Source organism: Dyadobacter beijingensis DSM 21582, assembly GCF_000382205.1.
In the GTDB taxonomy this organism is placed as follows: Bacteria; Bacteroidota; Bacteroidia; order Cytophagales; family Spirosomataceae; genus Dyadobacter; species Dyadobacter beijingensis.
This window is the reverse complement of the sequence record NZ_KB907789.1, coordinates 378,346-391,728: the sequence shown is the minus strand read 5'-3', so window position 1 is coordinate 391,728 and position 13,383 is coordinate 378,346. Positions and strand designations below refer to the sequence as shown.

The following is a 13,383-nucleotide window of genomic DNA, read 5'->3' as shown; positions in this document are numbered from 1 at the left end:
CCATGCCCGGGGATATACCTTTGTATCATCAAAAACAAAGAGACATCTTAACTGAACAAGACAATGGAAAATACAATCAACGGCATCCACCATATTACAGCCATCGCTGGTGACGCCAGAACGAACTACGATTTTTATACAAGGGTATTAGGCCTGAGAATGGTGAAAAAAACCGTCAATTTTGACGATCCTAACACCTATCACTTTTACTATGGTGACGAAAACGGTACGCCCGGTTCGATCCTGACCTTCTTCCCATGGGGTAACCAGATCCCAGCCGGCCGCCGCGGTACCCGCCAGGCTACCGAAATCGGTTATTCCGTGCCTGAGGGTAGTCTCGATTTCTGGTTGAAAAGATTGGAGGCCAACAAAATCACGTATAACAAACCTGCCGAGAAATTCGGGGAGCAATACCTGACATTTCTTGATCCCGATGGTCTGAAATTCGAGTTGACCGTGCCTAAAATCACCGACAACCGCATTCCCTGGACCACACCCGAAGTGGCAGCCGAATATGCTACCCGCGGTTTCCATAATGTGACCATCACGACCAACGAGATCGAAGCGACCGCGAAAGTGTTGACCGATATATTCGGCTACAAACTGGCGGAGCAGCATGTGAACCGTTTTCGCTTCGTGACCGACGCCGTCGACAATGCTAATATTGTGGACCTGGTGGAAGCTCCCGGTGAAAGAGCGGGCCATGTAGCCAAAGGATCGGTTCACCACATCGCATTCCGCGTGGCGAACGACGATATCCTGATGGAGTTCCGCAAAAAAGTATTGGACGCTGGTTTGCAGATCACCGATAAAATCGACCGTAACTACTTCTATTCGCTCTATTTCCGCGAACCGGGAGGCGTACTGTTCGAAATCGCGAGTGATAATCCCGGCTTCGCCACCGACGAAACCGTTGAGCAACTCGGTTCCGGCCTAATGCTCCCTCCTCAATACGAGCCCCGCAGAGAGCAGATTGTGAAAGTGTTGCCGGTACTTAATTAATGTCGAATGACTGAATGACTGAATGAATGAAGATTTATTCGGTCATTCGGTCATTCAAAATTAAACTTGAACATTCCCATGTACACCCATAGCAAACAATTCATCACAAGCGGATTACCGGTTCAGCAGGCCAAAAAAGCGGTTGTCATGCTGCATGGCCGTGGCGGGACTGCCGCCGATATTATTTCTCTTCAAAAAGTGCTCAAACTGGATGAAATGGCCATTTTTGCACCTCAGGCAACCAATAACAGCTGGTATCCTTACAGTTTTATGGCACCGGTGCAACAGAACGAGCCGGCACTCGATTCGGCGCTGGCGCTCGTCGACGATGTGGTGAAAGAAATCGAGTCGGGCGGTATTCCGGCAGACCAGATTTATTTCGTCGGTTTTTCGCAGGGAGCTTGTCTTACTTTGGAATATACCACACGCAATGCGCGCAAATACGGCGGGATCATGGCATTTACCGGCGGACTGGTAGGGCAGGAGCTGGCCGTTGTCAATTATAAAGGTGATTTCAAGCAAACTCCCGTATTTATTTCGACCGGTAACCCTGATCCTCACGTACCCGTTTCACGCGTGCAGGAGAGCGTGACGATCCTGGAAGATATGAATGCGATCGTGAACCAGGTCATTTATCCGGGCCGGCCGCACACGATCTCCGGCGACGAAATTCAATTGGTGAACAACACGATATTGAAAAGATCATGAAAAACTCGGTTTTGCATCCGGCAGCTTCCCGCTTTCATGCGGACCACGGCTGGCTTAAAAGCGCCCAGACATTCAGTTTTCACGGAAATTACGACCCGCAGCGCATTCAGTTTGGTGCCTTGCGGGTATTGAACGACGATACCGTCAACGGCGGAAAGGGGTTCGGGCGCCATCCACACGACAATATGGAGATCATTTCCATTCCGCTGGAAGGTACCTTGGAGCACCAGGACAGTATGGGTAATGTAGCGGTGATCAACCCCGGAGAAATTCAGGTAATGAGTGCCGGGACAGGTATTTACCACACCGAATTCAACAAGGACGCGGACGAGCCGGTTACTTTTTTGCAAATATGGCTTTATCCCAACAAACTGAATGTGGCCCCGCGCTATGATCAGATGGAGTATGCGTCGGGCGACCGGCATAACCGTTTCCAGCAGATCCTATCACCCGATCCTGATGATGAAGGGGTGTGGATTCATCAAAATGCCTGGTTTCACCTGGCCGATTTAGACGAAGGTTTTGAAGCGGAATATCATTTGAAAAACAATGATAACGGGGTATATGTATTTGTAATCGAAGGGAGTATCGAGGTAAATGGGCAGGTTCTGGCAGCCCGCGACGGTTATGGCTTCTGGCCGGAACCGGCAGTTGCTGTGAAAGCATTGGCGGAAAGCGCGCTGCTGGTGATCGAGGTTCCTGAAAAATGGTAATATCTTAAATAGCCGGTGATTGATGCCAATCGCCGGCGTAATGTTGCAGCTTATGTCAAAAGTCAATATTCTGGCGATTGCCAACCATCCCGAGATTCTCGAAACGATCGTCCGGCTGATCAATCAGCAGGACGCCTGGAACGGCATTCCGGCCGGTTCGATAGCGGAAGCGGAAGAGGCGCTTCGTTTAAATTCGATCGATTTAGTACTTTTGGGCGTTGGCGTCGATGAGGAAACGGGCGAGCGCATTGTTTCGCTCTGCCAATCCATCGACCCGCGCATCGCTTGCCTGCGCCATTTCGGCGGCGGCAGCGGATTACTTTATTCCGAGATCCGGCACGCATTGGCCGGTGGCTGACCGCCGGTGGCTAACCGCCGGTGGCTAACCGCCCGTGGCTAACCGCCGGTGGCTAACCGCCCGTGGCTAACCCATTTACCTGACTATGTTTGAAAAGATTAACAGCTATGCACTGAGGTGCCTGCCCTTCACCCAGCAAGACCTCGATTATTTCGATTCGTTACTTCAATTCAAAACATATCCAAAAAAGACATTCCTCTTGCAGCAGGGCGAAGTGTGCCAGTTCGAGGGCTACATTCTCAAAGGCTGCATCCGTACCTACTATATCGATAGCGCCGGCGCGGAAGTTACATTGCAGTTTGCTGTGGAGGATTGGTGGGTGAGCGACATTACCAGCTTCCATAACCAGACGCCCAGCCACGTGTACATCGAAACCCTGGAAGACTGCGAGGTACTGATCCTCACGCCCGAAACGAAGGAAAAGCTGCTTTCCAATGTGCCGGGCTTCGAGCGTATGTTCCGCCTGATGGTGCAGCGGAACCTCGCGCAGACGCAGGAGCGGCTCTTCCGCACGATCTCCACGAGTGCCGTCGAAAAGTATCTCGATTTTCTGGCCCGCTACCCGGCTATCCCTCAGCGCGTTGCGCAGCATTACATTGCTTCCTATCTGGGCTTTTCTCCTGAATTTCTCAGTAAAGTACGGCGCAAGTTGAGCGAAAAATAATGGACTGTCCGAGCGTAAGCGGTTCATTGCCTGCATATACGGCGCAAAAACCTCCACAAATTTTGCACAAGAGCCTTCTTCCTGTGCCGGAGACGCGTTGGAACAGTATTTTTCTAAGGGCCGCATCACCAAACATGAAACAGTCATGGCACAAAATGCAGCAATCATAGAAACACTGAATGACCTGATACTGATTAATAACGACCGTGTAGCCGGTTACGAAAAGGCTTATGACGAAACCGAAGCCAGCGACAGCGACCTCCGCTCGCTCTACAACAGCCTTGCCAATCACAGCCGTGATAACGTACTGGAACTGAGTGGCGAAGTGACTGCCCTGGGTGGGGAGCCTGCAACCGGCACGATGGTGTCGGGCAAGTTGTACCGCGTGTGGATGGACGTGCGGGCCGCGTTTAGCAGCGATGGCCGCAAAACATCACTGGAAAATTCGGAATTCGGCGAAGATGCCGCGCAAAAGGCATATGAAAGCGCATTGGAATCAGATGAATTGACGCCCGAGCTCCGCGCACTCGTAACACGCCAGAAAGCGACATTGAGAAGCGGCCACGATACGATCAAGCGACTCCGCGACGCGGCGAAAGCTTATCACTGATAAAATTTACATTTCGTCAACAAACTGAAACAGGCCGGCACATTACCGGCCTGTTTTCGTTATGGTGGCTGATGAAATTCAGATATTGTTAAACCCGGGACGAGCTATCTCCGGGCCTTCTTAACTTACTACGGTGTATCCACAGGCGGGTTTACGGCTGGTATCTCCGCAAGGATCAACTCTGCCGTCCGGTCGATGCATTGAAGTACGATATCTTCCGGCCCGCCGCTGAAAACTTCCCGTACCGCCACGGATTTACCTTTTGTGAACAAATGGACGAACATCGTCCCGACCGGTTTTTCGGGTGTTTCGCTGCCGCCGGGGCAGGTAAGGCCGGTTACCGCAATGTGCAGGTCGGCAGGGATAAACGTTTGAAGCCGCTCGGCAAGCTCGCGGGTCACCTCGGCGCTTTCGGGCGTGAAATGCCGGAGCATATCCTTCGGTACGTGCAGGACGCTTTCCTTTAAGGCGGCGTCGTAACAAACGAGACCGCCCTTCAATATGCTGCCTGATTCGGGGCACATGGAAAATTCGGCGGACAGGCGCCCGGCCGTGGCGCTTTCGACGAACGCGACCGTAAGTTGTCGCTCCGAAAGTGCCTTGCCGCATTGTATTACGATATCTGATGGCATATGGAATGCTGTTTTTGTGCCAAATGCTCAAAAACTTTGCCAGCTGCTCATGCTATTCCTTGTAGGTGGTAATCAGGATTTCGGAATCGGCCATTGCCTTCACGGAATGCGCAACGCGTGCGTGAAAGGACATCATCTGGCCGGTTGTGGTGTAAAATACACGGCCTTCCGTCTCGACTTTCAACTCTCCCGACAGCACCTGGAACGTCAGACATTCGTCGATCGAATGGTCATTCAGTACCGCTCCCGATTTCAGGATAGCGATGACGATCGTGACTTTGCCGGATTTGTGGACCGTGATCGCATTCCGGTCATTCTTAGTCCAGGATTTTTCCGATCTCAGCTGTTCGAGATACATCGGTATATCGGTGAAAACATATGGAGCGTCGAGGATACGGTCTCCCTCAGGTCGGTTTCCGGTCGAGTGGTTGGATTTGATTTCCATTGTCATGGTGAATAAGGGTTAATCGATACTTTTTACGCGGTTGAGAAAATCATGCCATTGGCGTGCGAATCATTATTTCAATAAAATTTAGGAAAAAATCCTGTGAATGCAACTTTTGTAGTTGTAACCGTTCGCGGCATTCCGGTTTTGTAAATTGCTTTTTGCCATGAAATTCTTGGCTCAAACGAATGACTTTTACCATTTGATCACAAGAACGACCGTTTGATAAATGAAATAGTACTTTTTTTAGAGTTAATCCATTATTTTTGGGCATCACACTCTTAACTAAAATTTAGCTGTGGAATTTAATAACAGGGAAATCGGCGCTACACTTATCCTGGCATGCATGGTAGCTTTTTGGACTTTATCGTCCATTCGCAAGCGGATTGCAGAGGAGAGAAAGAAGAAGATTTTGAAACAAGGCGTTCAGGCAAACGCTACCGTTCTGGCGATTAAGCCAACCGGCGAATACCTCAACAATCTGCCTGAATTTCAGGTACAGGTTCAGGTGAAACCCAAAGCGGGTAATGATTTTGTAACGGAAATGCGGGAAGTGCTCCCTTACGCCAAGTATGATTCGATGCGGACTGGTACCCAGGTACTGATCAAATATGACCCGGAATATTACAAGAGAGCAATCTTTTTACAAATGGCGGAAACACTGGCATAGACTTCTACCAAAATTGGTACTCTCGGCCGAAAGGCCCTTTTGAATGAAACAAGGCGGATTCAAATCCCTTGTTTCATTTTTTTTTGCCTGGGACTGTATTTGAAATGCCGGACAAAATAGCGTGTGTATAGTGGACTTGGACAGTGATGATTTAATCAGGATAATGGTACTAAATTAAAATGTAGCGGAGGCAAAAAGTATAGTGTGTGTATCCGCTCCGTCTCACTATGGTTGTTGCAAACAAACGGCGTAATTTCATGTTTCCCAAAGTTTTTGAATGACAGGCAGCAATCGGTTAACTATCGGTAAAAGTGGCACTAAATTCCGGCTTATAGATGGGCGATGCGCAAAAGGATTGCGCGCGTATGCGGGCATTCGGGGCGACGGAATTCCAGATCGATTCCGAGTTCCGGCCGTTTCTTCAAAAATAGTTTCGAAAAAGCAGGTAACCGTTTTAGGGGTTTCCGAAAGTTGTTTGACTATACATACAGATCCGAGCAAAGGAGCACCCTCATGACTAAACTTCTCACCGACGAACAGCTGGTAACGCAGCTCCGGGAAAGCAACAAGCGTGCTTTCGAGGAGATTTACAACCGTTACTGGTACAAGCTGTTCTGCATTTCCTACCACCAGGTAGGGTCGCGGGAGGAGTCGGAAGAGCTCGTGCACGACATATTCGAAAGCCTGTGGAACAAGCGGCTCGAAACGGAGATCCGCAACCTGGGCACGTACCTGGCGATCGCGATGAAGTACCGGGTGACCAATTTTATTAAATCGCAGATTACCTGGCGGCGGTATCAGGAGTACCTGATCCTCAACAAAATCCAGGAAACCTATTCGACGGACGAAATCGTGCAGTTTTCGGATCTGTCGCGGGCGGTGGACGAGGTGATGCGGAAGTTGCCCGAAAAGACGAGCCGGGTCTTTCAGCTGAGCCGCTTCGAGAACAGGCCCGTCAAGGACATTGCCGAGGAACTGAATATCTCGGAAAAAGCCGTGGAATACCACATTACCAAATCATTGAAAGCTTTAAAGGAAAACCTCTGGATGTACTATTCCAGCAACTAAGATCTACACACGCCTCCGCCGATGACACCATACAGCTACGACAAACTGATCGAAAAATACATAGCGGGCGAGACCTCGGCCGATGAGGACCAATGGATGGAGCAATACCTCCGCGACAATCCGGCGGACGATTCGGAAGTGCTGTTATCCGAAAAAGAGGAAATCGGGCAGCGTATCCGGCTGAAACTTTTGGCCAATACGACGCGCAAACCATTAAAAATAGGCTGGTGGGCCGCGGTAGCGGCGTCCGTGGCGCTGCTCGCCGGGGTGTTTTTGCATGAATTACCGAAAGAGAGCATTTACCTGCCGGCATTCAGCGCCATTTGGGAAAGTGCCGACGAGGGCTTCGCGGTGAGCAACACGTCCCATAAGCCGCAGCGCCTTACGCTGGAAGACGGCAGCGTGGTGATCCTCCAACCGAACAGCCGCATTAGCTACCCGGAGCATTTCGGGGAGCGTAAAAGAATGGTGTACCTCCACGGCGAGGCGTTTTTCCAGGTAAAACGGGACGTGACAAAGCCGTTTATCGTATCTACCGGAAATCTGGCTACACAGGTATTGGGGACGAGTTTTAATGTAAGATCATATGATGGCGCACGTTCCGTTGAGGTGCAGGTGGCAACCGGGCGGGTATCGGTGTATGAAACTTCGGATATCCACAGTTCCAGCAAGAACGGGTTCATCCTGACACCGAACCAGAAAGTTGTTTTTGACAGGGATTCACGCAAAATGGAGCTGGGAATCGTGAAAAACCCGGCGGTAGTAAAGCCGATAGAGGCAGGAAAACGGTTTGAATTTGCCGAAATACCGGCGGCCGATGTGCTGGCGATGCTGGAAAAAACGTATGGCATCGACATTGTCGTGGAAGGTGATGTGCTCAGGAACTGCCTCTTTACCGGCGACCTGAACGACCTGCCGATGTTCGATCAGCTGGACCTGATTTGTAAGGCTGTGAATGTCGCTTACGAAAGGCGCGGCGCTTCGCTTTTCATTTCAGGGGAAGGTTGTGCTGATTAGTTGAAACAAATAGATCCGTAAATAAAACGCCGGCCATGCGCTAACATGTCCGGCCGTTCCGAATATCCTTACTGGCGAAGGATACCGATTGTTTTTGAGTTGCTCAATTCACAAAAACCATTAAAATTATGCATAAAAAAATACCCTACAAAAGGGTTGTTTACAAAGTCATGACTGCTACGGCTAAACAACTTTTGCTTGCATTGATATGCTGCGGGATCACGATGGCACACGGCGTTTATAGCCAGGAGTTGCTTAACAAGGAGATTTCGCTCAAAGTGGAAGCGCTCGAAATAAGGCAGGTTTTGCGGCAGATCGAGAAGCAGGCCGACGTTAAATTTGTATACAGCTCAGGTAGCATTCAGGGCAGGAGCACCGTGGCTGCCAGGCAGCTGCAAGGTTCCCTGAGCCGCGTGCTCGACCAGTTGCTCACGCCCCTGAACGTTTCTTACGAGGTAGTAGGCAACTCCCGGATCCTGTTGCGAAAAAAGAGTGACCCGCAAAGCGCAGCCCCGTCAGGCGCTTTGACAGCGGGTATTGCGGCCGACCGGACCGTCTCCGGGAAGGTCGTGGATGAGAAAGGCGACGGGCTGCCCGGCGTGAATATCCTGATCGTCGGCAGCCAGCAAGGCACCACATCCGACCAGACAGGCCAGTTTCAGCTCTCCGTGCCGGATGGCAACGTTACCCTCCGCTTCTCGTTTATCGGCTACGTGAGCCAGGATGCCGTGGTAGGCAACAGCTCGGCGATCAACATTTCGCTCGTGCCCGATGTAAGTGCATTGAAGGAAGTGGTGGTTGTAGGTTATGGAACACAGGAGAAAAAAGACGTGACCGGCGCGGTATCGTCCGTGAAAGGGTCTGATTTTCAGAACCTTCCATCGGGAGGTGCGCAGCAGGCACTGCAAGGTCGCGCGGCGGGTGTGAACGTGATCCGTAACGGCGGTGCGCCGGGCGATGCGGGCACGATCCAGATCCGCGGGTTCGGTACCGTCAACAATGCAGATCCGCTCGTCGTGATCGACGGCGTGCCGGCCGGCTCGATGAACGATGTGAACCCGAACGACATCGAATCCATTGAAATCCTGAAAGATGCTTCGGCATCAGCTATTTACGGAACGCGTGCAGCGAACGGAGTCGTGATCATCACGACCAAACGAGGTACGTTCGACAACCCGATCGCCGTTACATTGAATGGCTATGTCGGTACCAGCAACCGCATCAAGATCCTCGACATGCTGGAAGCGCCCGACCTGGCCGCATTGAAAAGAGAGGCATATACCAACGACGGCCTGCCTGTTCCGCCGATCTGGCAGGATGCGCAGTACCAGACCCAGCAGACCAACTGGCAGGAGGCCTTGCTGAAACAGGGCGTTACCCAAAACTACGACGCGGCCATCCGCGGCGGGGGCAAGTATTCGTCGTTCTCCATTTCGGGAGGATATTATGATGAAAAGGGGATCATCGGAAAGTCGTATTACAAAAGATATACGTTCCGTGTCAATTCCGACCACAAGATCGGTTCGAGGCTGAAAATCGGGCAGAACCTGCAATTTACCAACACCCATAACACGGCCCCGAACACGACCTCGTCACAAACCGGCTTGCTGTGGAGCGCGATCCGTTTCCACCCGGGCCTTCCGATCCGCAATGCCGACGGTTCTTACAGCACCACCAAAGGCATCGGGGCATTCGGCGACATCAACAACCCCATTTTTACGGTCGATACGCAGGACCAGAACAATATCCGCAACCGTTTCCTTGGCAGCCTGACGGGTGAACTGGAAATTCTCAAAGGCCTGAAACTGCGCGCTAACCTCGCGATGGACGCTACTTTCTCGGAAAGCACCAATTTCGAAGTGAAAATCAACGACCAGTTCCGTACCAATTCCTACAACCAGCTAGACCTCACACACGGCAAATACTGGTCGTTTTTACAGGAATATTTCCTTTCGTACGACAAAAGATTCGGGGCGCACAACCTGAGCCTCGTGGGCGGCTATACTTCGCAGACGTTCAACAGCATTTCGGCACGTCAGCGCGGCCGCGATTTTGCGAGCGAAGACCCGTCTCTGCGTTACCTGCAATATGCCGGAACGATCGTGTCGGTGGCCGGCGAGAACGGTAACCGCAGCTACGACGCCCTGGCATCGTGGTTCGGCCGGGCCAACTACTCGTTCATGGACCGTTACCTGCTCACAGCCACATTCCGTGCCGACGGTTCGTCGAAATTCGCGCCGGACAACCGCTGGGGTTATTTCCCCGCATTCTCGCTGGGCTGGCGACTTTCGGAAGAGGATTTTTTCAAAAATGCATTGTCGGTGTTCAGCAACTTCAAGCTGACGGGCGGCTGGGGACAGCTGGGTAACCAGAACGTGAACTCGCTGCAATACCTCGCATTGATCAACTCGTCTTACCGCTACGCATTGGGCGCAGGCGGCACGCAAAGCCAGATCTCAGGTGCTGCGCAAAGCCGCCTGGCGAACCTGCAAATCGGCTGGGAAACGGCTGAGATGACCAATTTCGGTGTGGAGGCAGGCCTTTGGAAGAATGCGCTGTACCTGTCGGTTAACTATTTTATCAAAGACACGAAAAAAATGCTGCTCGCCCCGCCTTCGGTGGGAACCATCGGCACGTCCATCATTCCCGACCAGAACATCGGCCAGCTGCGCAACAAGGGCGTGGAGATCGAGGCATCGTACCGCCATTCGTTCGGCGACCTGACATTCAATGTAAGCGCGAATGCGACTTTGATCAAAAACCGCATTACCCAGCTCGCGACGCCGGGCGGTTTCCTGGCTTCGCAGCTGTACGGCCGCGGGCAGCAGGAGATCGTACGCACGTACGAGAACAATCCTTACGGAACGTTCTACGGCTATAAAACCAATGGCTTGTACCAAAATCAGGGCGAGATCGACTCCGATCCGAACATTGCCAACGATTCACGTAAAACCAACGGCCAGATCCATCCCGGCGATGTCCGTTTCATGGACCTGACCGGCGACGGCGTGGTGGACGACAAAGACCGTACGATCATCGGTAGCCCCCAGCCGAAAATCAATTACGGTTTGAATGCAGGCCTGAACTACAAAGGTTTCGACCTGAACCTGTTCTTCGTAGGTGTGGGCGGCGTGTCGATTTTCAATGCCGACAGAATGCAGGGCCTCGACGCGAGCTATTCCTTTAACCTCTATCAGGAGGCCAACGAGCGCTGGCATGGTGAAGGTACCAGCAACACCGTTCCAAGGCTGAGCATCGACAACCCGAACCGCAACTTCCGCCCGTCGGACCTGTTTATCGAGAAAGGTGATTTCTTTCGTTTGAAAAATTTCACATTAGGTTACACCATTCCGAAAACGGTGATCGAAAAGGTGAAACTGTCGCAGGCGCGGATTTACATTACCGGCCAGAATGTGTTCACATTGACCAAATACACGGGCCTGAATCCCGAGCTGGGTTATGTAGGCGGCGATAAGGCGGCCGGCCTGTACAACCAGCTGAACGTGGATTACGCGCAATACCCGCAGGCACGCACGTGGACCATCGGCGCAACTTTGTCATTCTAAACCCGAACGGGCATCGCCCGCTCTGATTTTCAACTACCGATAACCAATATGAAAAAGATATATGTAATGGCCGGATGGCTCTTCCTGATGGCCGCAACGAGTTGTAACGACGACCTGCTCGAAAGCACGCCTTACGGACAGGTCACTTCGCAGCAGTTCTGGCGCAACGGCGACGACGTGGTGGCTGCCACCAACGCCATTTACGCCCCGCTCCTGAACGAGGACGGCTTCGCGCACACCGAATATACTTTCGATAACTGCTCCGACGACATGAACCGCGCAGGCGACCACTCCGACGAAACCTCGCTGGAAATGTTCACGTTCGACGCAGCCAACTCGCATATCCTGGCTACATGGTCGACGAAGTACGAGGTGATTTCGCGTGCCAATGCGGTGCTGATCAACGCGCCGAAGGTGACGATGGACGATGCATTGCGCAACCGCAGCATGGGCGAGGCTTATTTCCTTCGCGGGTTCGTGTACTGGCGCTTGTCGCTGATTTACGGCGAAGTGCCCATTATCCTCGAAGCCGACGCATTGAACAACAATTATAACAAAGCCAAATCGACCCTTGCGGAGGTGCGCGCGCAGGCGGAAGCCGATTTTACCAAAGCAGCCAGCCTGCTGCCGGTCAGCTACGACGCCGGCGAGGCGGGACGCGTCACGCAGGGTTCGGCCAATGGTTTTCTGGCTAAACTATATGTGTACCAGGAAAACTGGGCCAAGGCGATCGAAGCGGGACAAAAGGTGATCGGCAACGCCGCCTACAAGCTGGCTGGCAATTACGACGACAATTTTCAGCTGACGACCGAAAACAACCCCGAAATCCTGTTCTCGCTCCAATACGAAACCGGCTGGACGACAGACAATTCACCGACATTCTACCATACGCCGCAAGTATTCGGCGGCTGGGGCTTCCACGAGCCGATCGACGACCTCGTGAAGGAATTTGAGAAAGGCGACCCGCGCCGCGCGTATTCCATTTATAGTCCGGGCGACAAGGTGGAACGCGGCAGCGCCGGAAGTACCACATTTACTGCCGATATGACCCGCGTAACCGGCTACTCTTTCCGCAAATACACGAGCTTTACCGACGGCGGAGACATGAGCCAAAGCCTGAATGCACCGTTCCTGCGGACGGCGGACGTGTACCTGCTGGTAGCGGAAGCGAAAATCCGTTCCTCGCAAAGCGGAGACACGGAGCTGAATGCGGTGCGTAAACGCGCAGGCCTGGCCGCCAAATCCGGCGCTAAAATGACGGACATCATGCACGAGCGCCGTGTGGAGCTGGCCGGAGAAAACGAACGCCACCAGGACCTTATGCGTTGGGATAAGGCTGGCCTGATCGACATTTCGGCCCATTACAAAATCGCCAGAGGTCCCTTCAAACCAAGCCGTAACTTCATCAAACCCAAGCATTATTACTTCCCGCTCCCGCAGCGCGAGGTGGATTTGAGCAATGGGACTTTGAAGCAGAATGCGAATTATTAATGATTGAAACCCCATGACCAACCTCCGCCCCCTGCTCATCGTCTTGCTGTTCAGCAGCGTCTTTTCCTGCCGCACCCGTGAGCAGGAGTTGCAAGGCGTGTGGCGTACGGATTCGATCAGCAATTTTGTGAATGGGTTTAGTTTTACCAATAATACGTTTGACGAGCACTGGTCGACGTTCGAGTATGGGGCCGATGGGGTGATGACCGAGCGGAAAAAGGAGAAATTCAAGACCTACCGGTATCAGCTGCCGAGCTCCGACTCGCTCGTTTACACCGATTCCACCGGCCAGCGGCTGAGCGGGTTTCAGATCGTGAAACTGTCGGACGAGCATTTGATATTGAAAAAAGCACAGAAACCGTACCTTCCGGGCAAGAATCAGGAGTTGTACGAAGTCCGGTTCTTTACCAAACTCCCTGCGGAGAAATAGCCGCATTTG

The 13,383-nt window shown here is 52.3% G+C and carries 14 protein-coding genes; 12 read left to right on the top strand and 2 right to left on the bottom strand.

All coding sequences use genetic code 11. The features are described from left to right. Positions 1 to 63 precede the first annotated feature (63 nt). The 6 genes from H144_RS0120185 (at position 64) to H144_RS0120160 (ending at position 4,055) form a co-directional block, all read left to right on the top strand. Positions 64 to 1,002, top strand: a complete 939-nt coding sequence (locus tag H144_RS0120185; RefSeq protein WP_019943918.1) for a ring-cleaving dioxygenase — start codon at positions 64 to 66, stop codon at positions 1,000 to 1,002. Positions 1,003 to 1,080: 78 nt separating this feature from the next. Further along, positions 1,081 to 1,710, top strand: coding sequence for an alpha/beta hydrolase (locus H144_RS0120180; RefSeq protein WP_019943917.1), 630 nt, complete (start codon positions 1,081 to 1,083; stop codon positions 1,708 to 1,710). Then, positions 1,707 to 2,423, top strand: a complete 717-nt coding sequence (locus H144_RS0120175) for a pirin family protein (protein WP_019943916.1) — start codon at positions 1,707 to 1,709, stop codon at positions 2,421 to 2,423. Before H144_RS0120180 ends, H144_RS0120175 begins: the two co-directional genes overlap by 4 nt. Before the next feature lie 52 nt (positions 2,424 to 2,475). Next, complete coding sequence (locus H144_RS0120170) at positions 2,476 to 2,781, top strand: response regulator (RefSeq protein WP_157504993.1); 306 nt, start codon at positions 2,476 to 2,478, stop codon at positions 2,779 to 2,781. Positions 2,782 to 2,866: 85 nt separating this feature from the next. Next, positions 2,867 to 3,445, top strand: a complete 579-nt coding sequence (locus H144_RS0120165; protein WP_019943914.1) for a Crp/Fnr family transcriptional regulator — start codon at positions 2,867 to 2,869, stop codon at positions 3,443 to 3,445. Positions 3,446 to 3,590: 145 nt separating this feature from the next. Further along, complete coding sequence (locus tag H144_RS0120160; protein WP_026350859.1) at positions 3,591 to 4,055, top strand: PA2169 family four-helix-bundle protein; 465 nt, start codon at positions 3,591 to 3,593, stop codon at positions 4,053 to 4,055. Positions 4,056 to 4,183: 128 nt separating this feature from the next. On the opposite strand, the gene H144_RS0120155 is transcribed toward H144_RS0120160, so the two are convergent. After that, positions 4,184 to 4,687 (bottom strand): CinA family protein, encoded by a 504-nt coding sequence (locus tag H144_RS0120155; RefSeq protein ID WP_019943912.1) that lies wholly within the window; start codon positions 4,685 to 4,687, stop codon positions 4,184 to 4,186. 52 nt (positions 4,688 to 4,739) lie between these two features. Then, positions 4,740 to 5,138, bottom strand: a complete 399-nt coding sequence (locus H144_RS0120150; RefSeq protein WP_229207951.1) for a cupin domain-containing protein — start codon at positions 5,136 to 5,138, stop codon at positions 4,740 to 4,742. Positions 5,139 to 5,430: 292 nt separating this feature from the next. Between H144_RS0120150 and H144_RS0120140 the strand changes: the two genes are divergently transcribed. The 6 genes from H144_RS0120140 to H144_RS0120110 all read left to right on the top strand — a co-directional run bounded on the left by H144_RS0120140 (position 5,431) and on the right by H144_RS0120110 (position 13,374). After that, positions 5,431 to 5,802 carry a hypothetical protein gene (locus tag H144_RS0120140; RefSeq protein WP_019943909.1) on the top strand — a complete coding sequence of 124 codons (372 nt, stop codon included), beginning with the start codon at positions 5,431 to 5,433 and terminating at the stop codon, positions 5,800 to 5,802. 513 nt (positions 5,803 to 6,315) lie between these two features. Then, the gene (locus H144_RS0120130) at positions 6,316 to 6,870 is read left to right on the top strand and encodes an RNA polymerase sigma factor (RefSeq protein ID WP_019943907.1); all 555 of its coding nucleotides are present in this window, start codon (positions 6,316 to 6,318) and stop codon (positions 6,868 to 6,870) included. Between the two features lie 21 nt (positions 6,871 to 6,891). Further along, positions 6,892 to 7,887 carry a FecR family protein gene (locus H144_RS32290; RefSeq protein WP_019943906.1) on the top strand — a complete coding sequence of 332 codons (996 nt, stop codon included), beginning with the start codon at positions 6,892 to 6,894 and terminating at the stop codon, positions 7,885 to 7,887. Between the two features lie 128 nt (positions 7,888 to 8,015). Next, positions 8,016 to 11,453 carry a TonB-dependent receptor gene (locus tag H144_RS0120120; protein ID WP_019943905.1) on the top strand — a complete coding sequence of 1,146 codons (3,438 nt, stop codon included), beginning with the start codon at positions 8,016 to 8,018 and terminating at the stop codon, positions 11,451 to 11,453. Positions 11,454 to 11,501: 48 nt separating this feature from the next. Next, the gene (locus tag H144_RS0120115) at positions 11,502 to 12,944 is read left to right on the top strand and encodes a RagB/SusD family nutrient uptake outer membrane protein (RefSeq protein ID WP_019943904.1); all 1,443 of its coding nucleotides are present in this window, start codon (positions 11,502 to 11,504) and stop codon (positions 12,942 to 12,944) included. A 13-nt stretch (positions 12,945 to 12,957) separates the two neighbouring features. Continuing rightward, positions 12,958 to 13,374, top strand: a complete 417-nt coding sequence (locus tag H144_RS0120110) for a hypothetical protein (protein WP_019943903.1) — start codon at positions 12,958 to 12,960, stop codon at positions 13,372 to 13,374. The last annotated feature ends 9 nt before the right edge of the window (positions 13,375 to 13,383 follow it).